The 15299-nt window shown below is 71.4% G+C and carries 15 protein-coding genes and 2 pseudogenes; 9 read left to right on the forward strand and 8 right to left on the reverse strand.

Annotation, left to right across the window (positions count from 1 at the left end; translation table 11 throughout):
• Positions 1 to 290 precede the first annotated feature (290 nt).
• Positions 291 to 1016, reverse strand: a complete 726-nt coding sequence (locus ABZZ20_RS31465) for a TetR/AcrR family transcriptional regulator (RefSeq protein WP_356875487.1) — start codon at positions 1014 to 1016, stop codon at positions 291 to 293.
• A gap of 113 nt (positions 1017 to 1129) precedes the next feature.
• On the opposite strand from ABZZ20_RS31465, the gene ABZZ20_RS31470 reads away from it, so the two are divergent.
• The 3 genes from ABZZ20_RS31470 (at position 1130) to nadE (ending at position 3605) form a co-directional block, all read left to right on the forward strand.
• Positions 1130 to 2233, forward strand: a complete 1104-nt coding sequence (locus ABZZ20_RS31470; protein WP_356875489.1) for an alpha/beta hydrolase — start codon at positions 1130 to 1132, stop codon at positions 2231 to 2233.
• A gap of 137 nt (positions 2234 to 2370) precedes the next feature.
• Entirely contained in the window at positions 2371 to 2643 is a 273-nt protein-coding gene (locus tag ABZZ20_RS31475; protein ID WP_356875491.1) for a hypothetical protein, read from the forward strand.
• A gap of 131 nt (positions 2644 to 2774) precedes the next feature.
• Positions 2775 to 3605, forward strand: a complete 831-nt coding sequence (gene nadE, locus ABZZ20_RS31480; RefSeq protein WP_356875493.1) for an ammonia-dependent NAD(+) synthetase — start codon at positions 2775 to 2777, stop codon at positions 3603 to 3605.
• A gap of 138 nt (positions 3606 to 3743) precedes the next feature.
• On the opposite strand, the gene ABZZ20_RS31485 is transcribed toward nadE, so the two are convergent.
• Together ABZZ20_RS31485 and ABZZ20_RS31490 are read right to left on the reverse strand one after the other, a co-directional pair.
• Entirely contained in the window at positions 3744 to 6452 is a 2709-nt protein-coding gene (locus ABZZ20_RS31485) for a Helicase associated domain protein (protein WP_356875606.1), read from the reverse strand.
• Between the two features lie 182 nt (positions 6453 to 6634).
• Positions 6635 to 6982, reverse strand: a complete 348-nt coding sequence (locus ABZZ20_RS31490; protein ID WP_356875495.1) for a helix-turn-helix domain-containing protein — start codon at positions 6980 to 6982, stop codon at positions 6635 to 6637.
• 76 nt (positions 6983 to 7058) lie between these two features.
• On the opposite strand from ABZZ20_RS31490, the gene ABZZ20_RS31495 reads away from it, so the two are divergent.
• The 3 genes and pseudogenes from ABZZ20_RS31495 to ABZZ20_RS31505 all read left to right on the forward strand — a co-directional run.
• The gene (locus tag ABZZ20_RS31495) at positions 7059 to 7949 is read left to right on the forward strand and encodes an NAD(P)-binding domain-containing protein (protein ID WP_356875497.1); all 891 of its coding nucleotides are present in this window, start codon (positions 7059 to 7061) and stop codon (positions 7947 to 7949) included.
• 107 nt (positions 7950 to 8056) lie between these two features.
• On the forward strand, positions 8057 to 8458 hold the full coding sequence (locus ABZZ20_RS31500) for a hypothetical protein (protein ID WP_356875499.1): 402 nt from the start codon (positions 8057 to 8059) through the stop codon (positions 8456 to 8458).
• Between the two features lie 28 nt (positions 8459 to 8486).
• Positions 8487 to 8751 (forward strand): annotated as a pseudogene (locus ABZZ20_RS31505) (transposase); the annotation flags it as partial.
• A gap of 105 nt (positions 8752 to 8856) precedes the next feature.
• Here the strand turns inward: ABZZ20_RS31505 and ABZZ20_RS31510 are convergent.
• Positions 8857 to 9414 carry a PadR family transcriptional regulator gene (locus ABZZ20_RS31510; protein WP_356875501.1) on the reverse strand — a complete coding sequence of 186 codons (558 nt, stop codon included), beginning with the start codon at positions 9412 to 9414 and terminating at the stop codon, positions 8857 to 8859.
• Between the two features lie 112 nt (positions 9415 to 9526).
• Between ABZZ20_RS31510 and ABZZ20_RS31515 the strand changes: the two genes are divergently transcribed.
• Positions 9527 to 10294 carry an alpha/beta hydrolase gene (locus ABZZ20_RS31515; RefSeq protein ID WP_356875503.1) on the forward strand — a complete coding sequence of 256 codons (768 nt, stop codon included), beginning with the start codon at positions 9527 to 9529 and terminating at the stop codon, positions 10292 to 10294.
• 469 nt (positions 10295 to 10763) lie between these two features.
• A complete protein-coding gene (hemC, locus tag ABZZ20_RS31520) occupies positions 10764 to 11699 on the forward strand; it encodes a hydroxymethylbilane synthase (RefSeq protein ID WP_356875505.1) in 936 nt (311 codons plus the stop codon).
• A gap of 270 nt (positions 11700 to 11969) precedes the next feature.
• Here the strand turns inward: hemC and ABZZ20_RS31525 are convergent.
• The 3 genes and pseudogenes from ABZZ20_RS31525 to ABZZ20_RS31535 all read right to left on the reverse strand — a co-directional run bounded on the left by ABZZ20_RS31525 (position 11970) and on the right by ABZZ20_RS31535 (position 13410).
• A pseudogene (locus tag ABZZ20_RS31525) lies at positions 11970 to 12540 on the reverse strand (nucleotidyl transferase AbiEii/AbiGii toxin family protein).
• Entirely contained in the window at positions 12537 to 12902 is a 366-nt protein-coding gene (locus ABZZ20_RS31530; protein ID WP_356875507.1) for a hypothetical protein, read from the reverse strand. Before ABZZ20_RS31530 ends, ABZZ20_RS31525 begins: the two are co-directional and overlap by 4 nt.
• An 88-nt stretch (positions 12903 to 12990) precedes the next feature.
• Complete coding sequence (locus ABZZ20_RS31535) at positions 12991 to 13410, reverse strand: MarR family winged helix-turn-helix transcriptional regulator (RefSeq protein WP_356875508.1); 420 nt, start codon at positions 13408 to 13410, stop codon at positions 12991 to 12993.
• Positions 13411 to 13470: 60 nt separating this feature from the next.
• On the opposite strand from ABZZ20_RS31535, the gene ABZZ20_RS31540 reads away from it, so the two are divergent.
• Positions 13471 to 14283, forward strand: coding sequence for an alpha/beta hydrolase (locus tag ABZZ20_RS31540; protein ID WP_356875510.1), 813 nt, complete (start codon positions 13471 to 13473; stop codon positions 14281 to 14283).
• A 383-nt stretch (positions 14284 to 14666) separates the two neighbouring features.
• On the opposite strand, the gene ABZZ20_RS31545 is transcribed toward ABZZ20_RS31540, so the two are convergent.
• Positions 14667 to 15257, reverse strand: a complete 591-nt coding sequence (locus ABZZ20_RS31545) for a helix-turn-helix domain-containing protein (RefSeq protein WP_356875512.1) — start codon at positions 15255 to 15257, stop codon at positions 14667 to 14669.
• Between the last annotated feature and the right edge of the window lie 42 nt (positions 15258 to 15299).

Genomic DNA, 15299 nt, shown 5'->3' on the forward strand with positions numbered 1-15299 from the left:
ACACCCTCATGGCCGACCAACTGGAAGCCGCCGTAGACACCAAGGGCAAGGGCGACCTCGCCACCCTCCTCACCGGCAACGACACCTGGACGGTCGTCGCCTGACGGAGGGCACGCACCGCTGACCGTGCTGCCACCCGGCAGCACGGTCAGCGGTGTGCCCGGGGCCGTCGGCACCTGCATGGGCACCGGCCTCGGCATTGCTACGCCGCCGCGCCGCGGGGGTGGTAGAGGCCGCGGAGCGCAGCGCGGGGCGTCGCCGCTCCCGTCCCGCGGCGCCGGCCCCGTGGCTCAGTCCCGCTCGATCATGGCCGCGACGCCGTCCAGGATCCGTTCCAGCCCGAAGTCGAGCCGATCGTCCCCGTGCGGGGCGAAAGCCCCGCCCGCGATGGCCGCGCTCAGCGAGGGGAACCGGTCGCCGTGGCGTTCCCACACGTCCGCCGTGAGCCGGTTCCACTCCTGACGGCCCTCCTCGTCCTCGTCGACGAGCTGCTGCGCCAGGTTGCGGACGTGACCGATGACCAGCAGGAAGATCTCGTGCTGCTGGGCGAAGGGGAGCCCCGTTCCCGACAGTGCGGCCAAGGCGGAGTCGAGCCAGGCCAGCTGACGGGGCCCCATCAGCTGACGGCGCATTCCCGTGGCGGACACGATCCAGGGCCGGCGCTGGTACTGCTCCCAGCACTGGCGGGCCCATGCGGTCAGCTGCGGTCGCCAGCCCCCCGGCACGTCGGTGACGGCGGGAGCCGGTCCGAAGGAGGCGTCGACCATCAGGTCGAGCATTTCGGCCTTGCCGGGGACGTAGCGGTACAGCGCCATGGTCGTCACGCCCAGGCGTGCGGCGACGCCCTGCATGGACAGTGCGTCCAGCCCTTCCGTATCGGCGATGTCGAGTGCGCTCTCCACGATGCGTTCGACGCTCAACGAGGGCTTCGGGCCGCGTCGCGGCTGTCCTTGCTCGCCCCACAGGAGGGCCAGGCTGACCGCCGGATCACGCTTCTCGTCCCTGCTCCTGGCCATGCGGCCCCGCTCCTCGGATCGGTGCGAGCCGCCGACCTGTTGACGGGGCTCCGTGAAACTGTATATTACGTAAACGTAATCGTTTATCGCATACACAGTTACGGGGATTCGCCATGCTTGCCACCGTCCTCACCGTCCTCACCGTCGTCGCAGTCCTCCTGGCAGTCCTCCTCGCCGTGCTCGTCACCGGCCTGCTGGGCTACCGCGGACTCCAGCGCACCCGCAACGCCCGCCTCATGCGCATCGACAACCCCGCTGGCATCGACGAGCAGGGCTTCGTCCGGATCGGTGGCATCGAGCAGTGGATCTCCATCCGCGGTGAGGACCTGGCCAACCCCGTGATGTTCGAAATCCACGGTGGCCCCGGCTCCTCCCACTCGATCTTCGGCCCGCGCACCCGGTCCTGGGAGGAACACTTCACGATCGTGCGCTGGGACATGCGCGGGGCGGGCAAGACCTTCGGCCGCTCCGGCCCCGAAGGCCAGGGCGAGATGAGCTTCACCCGGTTGTACGAGGACGCCCTGGAGGTCACCCGGTACGCCCGCGAGCGGCTCGGCACCGACCGGGTGCTCCTCGTCGCGAGCTCGCTCGGCAGCGTCTTCGGACTGCGGCTGGCCCGCAGCCACCCCGAGCTGTACTCGGCCTACGTCGGCACCGACCAGAACATCCTGGACGCCGGTCGTGACACCTCCGTCCACGCGGCGCTCCTGGCCCGACTGCGTGCCGCCGGCAAGCACGAGGACGCCGCGGTCGCGGAGGAGATGGGCCACGACCCCGGCCGCTGGACCGCCGAGCAGCGGGCCGCGTACGACAAACTGACCGTGGCCTCCGACCCCCTGACGCTCGACACCCTCAAGAAGGTCGTGCTGCGGTCGCTGTGGTTCTCGCCGCTGCACTCGCTGCGCGAACTTGGGCACTACTTCACGGGCATGAAGTTCTCCGGCCGGTTCACCCCCGCCCTCGCCGCCTTCGACGACCGGGCCGACGGCACCCGCTTCGCGCTCCCGTTCTTCATCTTCCAGGGCGACGCGGACGTCATCACACCGGCCGAACGCGCCCGCCGCTTCTTCGACGACGTCGAGGCCCCGGTCAAGGAGTTCGCCCTGATCGAGAACGCGAGCCACTTCGCGTCGTTCCGCCACCCCGACCGGTTCCTGCACCTGATGCTGACCCGGGTCCGCCCCGTGGTCACGGCCGACGGAGCAGCCGCCGCGTAACGCGACCTCCCCCCTGCGGTGGCCCGAACCTCCCCAGGGTTCGGGCCACCGCCGTCCCACCACACGGCACGCCCGGTGGGATCATGGCGTGACGGACGGACGGACGAACGGGTGCGCGGGTTCGGGGGAGGGCGTGGATGCTGGGCGTGCGGGTGGTCCTGGGCATCGCCATGCTGCTGGGCGGCCTGGCCCTGCTGACGGACTTTCGAGGAGCGACCGACCGGATCGCGCGGAGCGCCCTCGGTCTCCTACGGTCCTGCGACGTGCTCGGCCCCACCGCGCGGCGGGACGCCGCCCCCTCAACGGCGACCCGGACGGCCCGCATCCTGGTGCGCCTGCACGGCGGACTGGCGGTGGCCGCCGGGCTCGCCCTCCTCTCGCTGAGCGCACTGATCCTGGCCGGCGCCTGAGGCGCCCCGCCCGGTCCGGGCCCGCGCGGCAACAGCAGGTGGCAGGCGGTGCCGGGCCCTTCGGCCCCCGCCCTCCCGGCTGGGTAGGGTGGGCGCGACAGCACCACCGTGAACCAGAACAAGGAGCAGACGTGCGCGAGCCGGCGTCCATCGCCCTGCAGCAGGAGATCGCCCGGGAACTCCAGGTCGCCGAGACCTTCGAGGCCGAGCGGGAGATCGAACGCCGGGTGGCCTTCCTCGCCGAGCGGCTGACCTCCGCCGGTCTGCGCTCCCTCGTACTCGGCATCAGCGGCGGCGTCGACTCCACCACCACCGGACGGCTCTGCCAGCTCGCCGTCGAGCGGGCCCGGGCCGCCGGGCACGAGGCCCGGTTCTACGCGATGCGGCTGCCCTACGGCGTCCAGGCTGACGAGCACGACGCCCAGCTCGCGCTCTCCTTCATCCGGGCCGACCACGTGCTGACCGTGGACGTCAAGCCCGCGAGCGACGCCGCGCTCCAGGCCTCGCTGGCCGCCGGTGTGGCCTTCCGCGACGCCCACCACCAGGACTTCGTGCACGGCAACATCAAGGCCCGACAGCGCATGATCGCCCAGTACGCGGTGGCCGGCGCGCACGACGGCCTGGTCGTCGGCACCGACCACGCCGCCGAGGCGGTCTCCGGCTTCTTCACCAAGTTCGGCGACGGCGCCGCCGACCTGGTCCCGCTGACCGGCCTGACCAAGCGCCGGGTGCGCGCCGTCGCGGACGCGCTGGGCGCGCCCGCCGAGCTGGTGTGGAAGACCCCGACGGCCGACCTGGAGACCCTCGACCCGGGCAAGGCCGACGAGGACGCGCTCGGGGTCACGTACGACGACATCGACGACTTCCTGGAGGGCAAGCCGGTGGACGAACGGGCCTTCGAAACGATCGTCCGCCGCTACCGCCTCACCGACCACAAGCGCCAGCTGCCCGTCGCCCCGTAGCGGGGAGCGCCCACGCGAGCACCGGACCGTGGGCCCGGTGCCGCGCGGGTACCCGTGGGGGTGGGGCCGGGCGGGCACGCCTCGGGGTGGGGTCGGGCGGGCACGCACGCCTCGGGGTGGGGTCGGGCCCGAGTCGGTTCACGCGGCCCACCTCATCGCGATCGCGTCGAGCTGTGCCACGCGTTCACCGGCCAGGGACGCCTTCCTGACGCGACAGTTGGCGATGAAGGCACCGAGCTTGATCGCGCGGACCTCGCGTACCTGCCGCCCTTCCGCGGCGGGCAGCCCCTTCTCGTCGACGCCGACGGGTTCGACGTGCTTCCGGGGCACCGTGAGGTGGCCCTCACGCTGGTAGAACCGGGTGGCGGCGGCCAGGTTGACCGTCCATTTGTCGGCCTGGCTGGTCCGCCCGACCGCTGTCGCCCGCTCGCGCGCGCTGGCCGGTGCGAGGCCGAGGACGTTCTCCAGCATCCACTGCTGCCCCACCGCCAGGCCGTCCCAGCTCCAGCGTTGGGCACGTACCCATCGTCCGAGGTCCTCTCCCTGGACGACCACCTCGCCCGGTGCCGCGGGGAGCCGTCCACCGTTTTCCACGTGACGTCGTACCAGGGTGAAGCAGCGTTGCCAGGTGACGGGCCAGACCGGGCACCAGGCGGGGTCGATCTCATCGAGCTGCTCGCGCCGCTCCCGGGCCATGGACCACACCGACGGCAACGGCGCCTCCCCCTCGGCCTCGCGCCGCTCGCTCTCCGCGGTCCGGCGCGCCGCGGCCCGTGCGTTCTTGAGCCAGGTCCCGACGGGCTGTCCGTGCCAGGTGGCGTCGACGGGGGCGAGCAGGTGTCCGTGCTCGGCGGCCCATCCCGTGGCGGCGGCGAGGGCTTCCTCCCAGGCGGTGTCACGTTCGGACCAGACCATGCCGAGGTCGTCGAGCTGCCTCACCCGCTCGTCGGGGAGCTGACCGGCAGCGTGGTTGCGGCGGGCGTCGGCGATCCACTGCCCGAGGGGGAACCCGGCCAGCACGGCCGGCCAGCGCACGGGATGCCGACCGACGTCTTCCGCAGCCGCCAGCAAGACCTCGTCGACCGCCTCCTGGTCCTCCTCGGCCACCGCCCCTTCCAATGCGTCGAGACCCGCCCGGATCCCTTCCCGCCCTTCCCGCCCTTCCCGACCTTCACGGCGGATACGGGCGCGCCGCGGCGACTCCTGCTCCGCCTTCTCGGACTCGGGCGCCCTGTAGGTGAAGGGGACGCGGAGGTCGCCGTGTTCCTGGCGGTAGAGCATGGCGGCCTCAAGACCACGGAGCCAATGCGTCCGTTCCGGTTCGAGGACCCGCAGCGTGATGAAGGCGGCGAGTTTGGCGGGGTCGCGGTGCGTGGAGAACTTCAGCAGGGCGTGCGCGGGTCCGCTGATGCCTTCGGAATCCGGATGCCACTGCGCGGGCTTCCCGGCCCGGGACAGCGGCGTGTAACGGCTGGGTGCCTGTGGTTCGGCGAGCCTTTCCACGATGCGGGTGTCGTGCGCCCGGAGGGCTTCCAGGAGTTTGGCCAGGCCCGCGTAGGACCGGGAGGTGAGCATGTCATCCGGTGTCTCCCCGGGCCCGAGCAGCACCGGGACCACCAGGGAGGCCAGCTTCCCGTCACCCGGCTGCATGCGCAGCGCCCGCCCCACCGCCTGGACCAGGTCGGGCATGGAACCGCGCAGGTCGGCGAAGAACACGCTGTCGCACCGGGCCGTGTCGACGCCTTCGCCGAGGACGCGTACGGAACCGAGGAACACCTTCTCCACCGCAGTGCCGTCGGCTGCGGTCCCGGCAGCGAAGTCGTCCAGTACGCGTCTCCGGTACAGGGCCGGGTGCTCGCCGCACAGCCAATCGGCCCACACGGCCCGCGGATACCGCTGCGGATCCGTCGCGTGGAGCTGCTCGGCGACGTCCGGGAGGCTGGTCGCGAACGCCTCGGCCTCCTTGACCTGGTGGTGGAAGACCAGCGTGCGCGTGAAGCCCTCCGTAGCGGCGGCCTTCACCAAGGCGGTCTGCAGGGCCGCCATGCGGGTGCCGCGCACCCGGTCGGAGCGCTGCTGCGCGCCGAGGAGCTTCGCTGCCTGGAAACGAGCGTCGCTGATGTCCAGGCATACGACCTGGTACGGGGCGATGATCTTCCGGTCGATGGCCTCGGAGAGGGTGAGGGTGTAGCAGCGGGCTCCGAAGACACCGTGCTCGTCGTCCTCCATCGAGGCCACGAGCTCGCCGGGGCCGCCCTGCTGCTGCTCGTCCTCCCCGGCCTGCCACAGGCGGGGCGTGGCGGTCATGTACAGCCGTCGGGCCGCGGGGATCCGGGCATTGTCGTGCACGACGGCCCAGGGCTTGCCGATCCGCCCGGACGTACGGTGCGCCTCGTCGACGACGACGAGGTCCCAGGCGGGCATCCCCGCCGTATGGGCGCGCTCCAGTGTGCCCAGCCCGAGCGAGGCATAGGTGGAGAACACGGTGACCTGGTCGTGGTGTGCGGTCCACCGCGCGAGCTCGTTCGCGTCGGTGGTGTTCGGGAACCCGAACTCGTCACCGCGCAGCGAGGAAACCCCGAGCATCGGCCCCGTACGGCCCGCCGCCCGCCACGCCGTGACGGTCTGGGCCAGCAGATCCAGCGACGGCACGAGCACCAGCACCCGGCGCGCGTGCAACTCCATCGCGCTCCTGGCCGCCACGAGGGACTTGCCCGAACCCGTGGCCATGACCACCTGGGTGCGCATCCCGGACTTCGGGAGGGGCCCAGAGGCCGGGAACTCCAGGGCCTTCAGCACCGCGTCCACCGCCTCGCGCTGGTGCGGTCGCGGTTCCATCCGGGCCATGCTGCATTCCGCCTTCCCCGCTATCTCGACCATCCTAGAATGAAGCACACCCCGCACCCGTGCGGCCCACCGCCGCGCCCCGGCGGACGCCCCCGTGCGCTGTGGTGACCGTCTCCGTGTACGCCTCGGACTTCTCGTTCGGCGAGCGCCCGCGCTCGACGGGGGCCTGCTCGGCTGCGCGGTCACACCACGTCGTCGTGTGCGCTCCGCTCGCGCAGGAGATGCTCCCTGCCCCAGGCGCCCAGCGGGCCCAGTGCCTCGTTCAGGGAGACGCCGAGCGGGGTGAGGGCATAAGTGACGCGGCGTACCGCCCCCTCGAACGCCTCTTCCCGGGAGACGATGCGATCGGCCTCCAGCTCCCGCAGATGCGAGGCGAGAACCTTCTCCGTGACACCGGGGATGCCACGCCGCAGCTCACCGAACCGGCGGGGACCTGCCGCGAGCGCCCACAGGACGAGCACCTTCCACTTGCCGCCGACCACGTCGATCGCTGCGTCGATGCCGCACACGTAAGCGTCCCGCCTGGTCATCCCCTCACCTTAAGGTAACCACCCACAAAAGAGTGCGTACTTGATCATGGTCCGGGCGTGAACGAGCCTGATCGGCATGGACACCCCCAACACTTCCAAGACCCCCGTCACGCTCCTCGGCCTCGGCGACATGGGCACCGCACTCGCCCGCGCCTGGCTGACCGCGGGACACCCGCTGACCGTCTGGAACCGCACCCCGGGCAAGGCCGACCCCCTGACCGCAGGAGGCGCCCGGGCGGTGGCCACCCCGGCCGAGGCGGTGGCTTCGGCAACCGGTCCCGTCGTCCTGTGCCTGCTGGACGACGCCTCCGTGGGCGAGGCGTTGGACGGCACCGACCTGAACGGCAAGGACGTGGTCAACCTGACCACGAACACCCCCGCCCAGGCCCGGCAGCGCGCCCGCTGGGCCGAGGAGCGCGGGGCTCGGTTCCTGGACGGCGGGATCATGGCCGTCCCTCCGATGATCGGCCGACCGGAAACCGGCGGCTACGTCTTCTACAGCGGTGACCACGCGCTGTTCGAGCGCCACCGCGAGGCACTGGAGGCCCCCGCCGGCGCGAAGTTCGTCGGCGAGGACCCCGGCCACGCGGCGCTCCACGACATCGCCCTGCTCAGCGCGATGACCGGCATGTTCGCAGGCATCACCCACGCCTTCGCCCTGGTGGAACCCGAGAAGGACCTCGACCGGGCCCGATTCGCCACGCTGCTCGCGCAATGGCTCGGCGCCATGTCCCCAGCCGCCCACGGCATCGCGGCCCAACTGGAAAGCGGTGACTACACCGAGGGCGTCACCTCCAACCTCGCCATGATGACGGCGGCCAACGACACGCTCCTGGCCACGGCCCAGGACCAGTCCGTCGATGCTCGGCTCCTCACCCCCTACATGGAGCTGATGCGCCGCAGGGTGGCCCAGGGCCACGGAGACGAGGGCCTGGCGGGCACCGTCGGCCTGCTCAGAAGCGAGTGATGCCGAGGGGGGAGTGACGGCCGGTGCGTTGCGGGGTATGAGCCTGAGGGGGGCGGGGCCGCGCGCCGAGCGGAGCGAACGGGCGTCCATCGGTAGGTTCAGGCGGCATGGCGGAACCCATTTACTACGTTGACCGCTCGGACATCCGCGAGGGCAAGCTCGCGGAAGTCAAGAACGGGATGCGCGACCTGGCCGCGTTCGTCCAGGCGCGCGAGCCGCAGCTGGTCGCCTACCACTTCTACATCGACGAGTCCGAGTCCACGATGACCACGGTGGCGATCCATCCTGATTCGGCGTCGCTGGAGCTCCACATGGAGCTCGGCGGACCGAAGTTCCGCTCGTTCGGTGCGCTCATCCGCATGAGATCCATCGACGTGTACGGCCGGCCGAGCGCGCTGGTCATGGACCAGCTCGGGCAGAAGGCCGAGATGCTCGGTGGAGGTGTCGTCACCCTCCACACCCTGCAGGCAGGTTTCAGCCGACTGCATCCGCCCCGGAACAGCGACTAAGGGCCTGTGACAAGAGTGGATCTTGGTCGTGAATGATCACGCCTCTGCGGGGCATGGAGAACTGACGAACGGCCAATGGGCCCGGCTGGAGCCGTTGCTGCCGCAGGGCATCAAGCCGGGGCGCGCCGGTGTGGACGCGGCGGCAGTTGATAGACGGTATACGGTGGCGGACCCGGACGGGTGCCCCGTGGCGTGATGTGCCGGAACGGTATGTGCCGTGGGACCGGGTCTACGACCTCTTTCGCCGCTGGCAGCGCAACGGGACCTGGGCTCGGATCGTCTCTCAGCTCCAGGCCGAAGCAGACGCGAAGGGCCTGATCACCTGGGAGGTGCCTCAGAGCCGGCGCCTGCATCACGCGGCGCCGCCGCCGGGTCCCGGGCGACTCCGCAGTGCCTGATCACGGGGTGCCGGTAGGCGGTGTCGGGAGCGGGCCGCCGTCGAGGGTGGCGAGCGTCTCGTGTAGCCAGGCGAGTTCGGCCCGGGTCGTCGCACGGGCGATCAGCAGGATTCCGCTCCGGAACGGGTCGGTGACCTCCTCGGTGCGCAGCGGCCGGGCGCCGTCGTAGAAGAAGCTGGCGGGCTCGCTGAGGAAGCCGAGCCGGCGGCGGAGCACGGTGGCCTGCTCGGCGGGGTCGTCGAGGTGGCGCAGGAACGCCAAGACGGTGAACCAGCGGTTCTCATCGCTGATGTCCAACTGCTCCGGCGTGCGCAGCCGTTCGAGCAGTGCGCTACGCCCGGCCGGGGTGAGGTGCAGGGTGTGCCGGGGGGCGGCGGCCGATCCGGGCTCGGTCTCGCGGACGAGCAGGCCGTCGGCCTCGAGGCGCTTGATCGCCGGGTAGAGGGTGCCGTCGCTGATCGGGCGGACGTGACCGGTGAGTGCGGCCAGGTGCCGGCGCAGCTCGTAGCCGTGCAGCGGCTGGTCGTGAAGGAACCCGAGGATCGCGAGCTTGAGCATGGGCCCATGCTGTCAGACCACGGACTCGATGCATCGATACTGATATACCTCGATGCCGAGGTATGGTGAGCGCGTACCACCACCTCACCATCACCGAGCCAAGGAGTCGGCCGTGCACCATGCCCCCGTCACCCCGAACGGCGACCGGATCCGCTGGGTGGAGATCCCCGGCGCCGAGCCGGCTCGGCTCTACCTGCACGGACTCGGCGCCAGCTCGCCGGTCTACTCGGCATCCGCCGCTGCGCACCCGCTGCTGACCGGTCGGCGGTCGCTGCTGCTCGACCTGCTCGGCTTCGGCATCAGCGACCGCCCGGCGGACTTCAGCTACACGATGGAGGCTCACGCGGACGCCGTGGCGGCCGCATTGGACGCCGCGGCGGTGACGGGCGCCGAGGTCATCGCGCACAGCATGGGCGGTGCGGTGGCGATCCTGCTCGCCGCCCGGCACCCGCGGCTCGTCTCGAAGCTGGTCCTGGTGGATGCCTCCCTCGACCCGGCGCCACCGGTTCCCCGTCCTGGCAGCAGCGCCATCGAGGCCTTCACGGAGGAGGAGTTCCTGGCGGACGGCTGGCAGCGGACCGAGCAGCGGGTCGGACCGGCCTGGTGGGCGACGATGCGACTGGCCGGGCGTGAGGCTCTGTACCGCAGCGCGGTGCACCGGGCCCGGGGAACCGTCCCCGCCCTGCGCGAGCAGCTGTTGGAGCTGTCCGTCCCGCGGACCTACCTCCACCCGGCGGCGGATGGCGCGCCGGCCGGCGCCGAGCAACTGGCGGCCTCGGGCGTGACCGTCCGAGCGATCCCGGACTGCGGCCACACCATCATGTTCGACAACCCCGAGGCCTTCGCCCGCGCGGTCGCCGACGCGCTGAACGGCAGCTGACACCGTCCCGCCGCCCCGGGGGAGCGGCCGACGCGGCGGCTGGCCTCGCACGACGCGCCGCGTTGGTGCCACCTCAGTACGACATCGGTGCGGCATCGGTGCCGCACCGCCGGACATCCGCGGCCCGGGCCGAGCGGCACCGCGGATTCCGCCCTCGACGCTCCGCCCCATCACGGCGCCCCGGCCGGCAACTTCCCTCCCCGGACCTGGGCGACCGCCTCGCCACACCCACCGCGGACCCACCGCGGACCCACCGCGAAGCTCACTGGCCTTCTGGACCGGAGGGCGTCCGGCGCAATCCACATCGTTCGCGAACCGACGCCCGGCCGACGTGCCCGACCGTGCACCAGCCCTGAGTTGGCAGCGCCTCGAACACCTGCCCTACGCCTGCAACTCGCCTACCGCACAACCCGGATGGGCTTCCGATCCGGTCGTCGGAGCGCCCGTCCGAGGGTCTATCGTGGGCGGCATGTCCGCCCCTGAACTGATCCGCATCGTCTCCCGCGACTCTCCGATGGCCCTCGCCCAGGTGGAGCGCGTCCGCCGAGAACTGGCCGCGCTCCACCCCCACACCACCACCGAGGTGGTGGCGGTCAAGACGACCGGGGACAAGTGGATGGGGGACCTCGCCGCCGTCGAGGGCAAGGGAGCGTTCACCAAGGAGGTGGACGCGGCCCTGCTGGCCGGGGACGCCGACCTGGCCGTGCACTGCGTCAAGGACATCCCCGCGGACCGGCCCCTGCCGGCCGGCACCGTCTTCGCCGCGTTCCTCAAGCGCGACGACATCCGCGACGCCCTCGTTCACCCGGCAGGACTCACCCTGGACGACCTCCCGTCCGGCACCCGGATCGGAACGTCCTCCGTCCGTCGGGCCGCCCAGCTGGCCGCGAGCCACCCGCACCTGACGTGCGTACCGATGCGCGGCAATGCGAACCGCAGGCTCGACAAGCTCGCCGCTGGCGAGGCGGACGCCCTGCTGCTGGCCGTCTCGGGACTCGAACGGATCGGCCGTCGGGACGTCATCAGCGAGGTCCTGTCACCCGAGACGATGTGCCCGCCGATCGGCGCCGGGATCCTCGCCCTCCAGTGCCGCGAGGACGACACCCCGGTCATCGAGGCGGTCAGCGCGCTCGGCGACCCGGCCACGCACCGCGAGGCCACGGCCGAGCGCATGCTCCTGCACGTCCTGCAGGGCCACTGCAACTCGCCGATCGCCGGATACGCCAGCACCGAGGGCGACGGCGAGCTCGCCCTGTACGCGAAGGTCTTCACCCCTGACGGCAAGCGCGTCCTGCGTGCGCACGAATGGGCCGGACCGCTCGACCCCGCCACCCTCGGCACGTCCGTCGCCGTGGCGCTGCTCCGCCAGGGCGCTCGCGAACTGATCGACGGAATCCCCCACTAGCGCCGGCGCTCCGTCGCTGCGGGGACAGTACGTAGGGACGCGCACCGGAAGCGGTACGGGAGCCATCGGCTCAACAGCCACCGGAACACGGTGCGTTCCTACGGCCCGGAGGCCGCACCCAGGGCGCGAATCGCTGACCGCCAGCACCTCAGGACGGTCTCCTGGAGGATGTCGAGGCGCTCTGCCGCGTTCTCGACTTCCCGACGGCGACTTCGCCGCCGGCCGCCGCGGGACCGCCCGAGTCCCGGGCTGCGGAGGCCCCCCGCGGTATCAGCTCTCGTCCTCGTCGTACTCCGGGTCCTCGGGGCGTTCGTGCAGACGTTCGTCCAGATCGCAGACCCAGCCCAGGGCCCAGGCGCGCAGCTCGGCCGTCTCGGCTTCGGTCAGGCCGTACGCGGCGAACTCGGCGTCGTCGGCCCAGTCGGCCCCGGCGAGACGGTCGCGGAGGTCGTCGAGGCGGAACTCGTCACGGCCGTGTCGCTCGCCGAGGCGTTCGAGCTCCTTGGTGGTGCGGTGGCGGGAAGCCGCGTGGACGTCGATCAGGTCGCGCACGGCACCCCGGTCCGCCAGGGCGCGGACCTTGGTGCCGATCACGGAGTCGAAGGCGAGGACCGGCCCGTACTCGGTCTGGGCCGGCGGCGTCCAGAAGTGTTCCTTGAGGACGTCTACCTCGCACTCCTCGCCGGAGTCCGGGTCGACGACCAGCAGCCGGGCCGAGAGCGCGTCCACGTCGATCACGCGAACCTGCCAGCCCCGCTCGGCCAGTGAGCACGAGGGGGTACGGGGCGCCGATGTCGATCACCGCGGCCAGGAGCCGGCGGTGCAGGTCGCTCAGCTTCACGCGGCGGCGGACCTCGCGGTCGCGAGCTCGGGGAAGGCTTCCTCCCAGACCTGCCGGACGTGCCGGCTGACCAGGGTGCGCAGGACGGGCCACTGTTCCTGGAGAAGATCTCGGTCGAGGAGGGCCACGAGGTCCTCGTGCTGCCCCTCGGCCAGGACGGTGCGGTACAGGCCCATCCGCAGACGCGGGCGGTCCAGGTCATAGGTGCGCAGTCCGGACCAGGCCACGTGCAGCGGCAGCTCGACCACACCGTGCCGCGGACCTGCGAGCTTCTCCAGGGAGGCGGGCAGCCGGCTCGCGTACCGGGCACGGAGCACCTCGGCCGCCGAGGGCGCCGCGCTGCTGGAGGAGGACACGACCATGGACCTGATTATCCCGCGTCCCGCCCGTCTCCGGTACCGCAGACGCGGCACACCGCCCCGGCGGCTACCCCAGGCATCCCGTGCCCACCTACGTGCCCGTACCGTCCTCGATGCGTTGGAGCAGGTCGAGCAGCGTGGCGCGGTCGCCCGGGGACAGGTGCGAGTAGCACGAGGCGAGAACCTCGTCGGCGATCCGGTGTCCCGCGCTCAGGACCTCTTCGCCCGAGGTCGTGAGGTAGTGCTCAAGACGCCGGCCGACGCCCGGCCTGCGGTCGATCAGGCCCAGGGCCGTCAGCCGGCCGGCGAGTGTGCCGAACGCCTGCTCGCTCTGGAACGTCGCCGCAGCCAGGGCGCGGGCCGATGCCCCGGGCGCTCGACTGATCGCGCGGAGGGCGTCCCACTGCGCCAGTGTTGTGCCGGCGGTGGCGAGGCGGCTGTCCAGTGCGCGGTGCTGCTTGTACTGGGCCTGCTTCACGGCCCTTCCAAGGATCTGCAGTTCTTCGAGCATGGCCTCAGTCTAGCCCTAACTAAGCTTGTTTATATAAATAAGTTTAGTTAGGGTCGCTGCATGACCCAAGACAAGAGCGTCGCCCTGTACCCGGACCTGTCCCTCACCTTGACCGAAGCCGGAACCGGTACGCCCTGCCTGGTCCTGCACGGCGGCGGGGGGCCGGCCACGGTTGCCGGTCTCTCGTCCCACCTCGCACGGACCGCGCACACCATCACGCCGGTACACCCGGGATGGGACGGCACCCACCGCCCGGGGTGGCTGACCGGCATCGACGATCTCGCCCTCGCCTACCTGCATCACCTCCAAGGCCGCGGGCTGCGTGACGTCGTGGTCGTCGGCTCCTCGATCGGCGGCTGGATCGCAGCGGAGATGGCGGTGCGGGACACCGGTGGAACCATCGCCGGGCTCGTACTGATCGACCCGGTCGGAGTCCACGTCGAGGCCGAGCCGATCAGGGACTTCTTCGCGCTCGACGCTCTCGGCGTGGCCGAGTACGCCTGGCACGACTCGGCGCGCTTCTACCGCGACCCCGAGGTGCTCCCCGCCGGCCAAGTCGCCCTGCAGCGCGACAACGTGGCCACCTTGCGCGCTCTTGCCGGTGACCCCTACATGCACGACCCGAAGCTGCTCCGCCGACTGCGGAGCGTGGACGTTCCCGCGCTCCTGCTCTGGGGCGAGAGCGACCGCATCGTCACTCCCGCCTACGGCGCCGTGTACGCCGAAGCCTTCGGCACCGGTCGGCTTCAGATCATTCCCGAGGCGGGGCACCTGCCGCAGCTGGAACAGCCGGAAGCGACCTTCGCCGCGATCGACGGCTACCTGCGCGAGATGACCGCCGACCGCGCGCTGACCGCGCCGGTTCGCGGCTGACTGGTGACGGCGGGCCGAGGGCGGTGACTTCGGAGACGAGGAGGCGGTGGGAGGGTCCGATGGAGCGGGTCCACGAACCCGGCGAGGGAGGATCCGCTGGGCCTGGCGGTGAACGAGGCGGGGCGGTATCGGCTGCCGGAATCGAGACCGGCAGCGGCGGCACGGAGTGGAGTTCACCGGTTGCCCTGCAGACGGGCCGGTTCGTGCGCGCCGCGCCGTTGAGGTGGGCGGGAACCCAAGGTACCCGCGTGGCCGTGGGGTCCTCACCGGCCCCGCATGTTGACGGGAGGCGCTGGTGGCTGCCCGTCGGGCGTTTCGGTGCTCTGGAGGGAAACCGGGTGGAACAGCGCTCGGCGTTCGGAGTCACTGGCCGAGCGCCGCGGTCAGCGCGGTTGCCGTAGTCCTGCGACGAGGAGCGCGACCAGTGGGCGCGCATCGTAGCGGGGGTCGCTCTCGGCACCGATGCAGAGGTTTCCGACGCCACGCATGAGCTGATACGCGTCGAGGCCGGAGCGGATCTCACCGGCGGCCGCAGCAGCGTCGAGGAGTTGGGTGCACACCGGCAGGAGGCGGTCGAGGAAGTAGGCGTGCAACGTCTCGAAGCCGGAGCTGTCGTTCTGCAGTGCGGCTGCGAGGCCGTGTTTGGTGACCAGGAAGTCGACGAAGAGGTCGACCCACCGCCCGAGGGCGGCGTGTGGGGTCGGGCTGGTTGCCAGTAGGGCTGGCCCGGCTTCGGCGCAGGCTTCGACCTGGTGGCGGTAGACGGCGATGACGAGGTCCGCCCGGCTGGGGAAGTGACGGTAGATCGTGCCCATCCCGACGCCGGCCTTAGCGGCGATGTCGCGTACCCGTGCTTCCACGCCCGAGGTGGCGAAGACCGCGGCGGCAGCGTCCAGCAGGGTCTGCTGGTTGCGCCGGGCGTCCTTGCGCTTGGATCCGGCTGCGCTCGCCGGGCTCTGGTCGCTGTCGTTCAACGCGACCCTCCTTCCGTGATGTTGCCAAAGCGGAACGGCGTT

The organism is Streptomyces sp. NPDC006430, assembly GCF_040612395.1.
Lineage (GTDB): Bacteria > Actinomycetota > Actinomycetes > Streptomycetales > Streptomycetaceae > Streptomyces.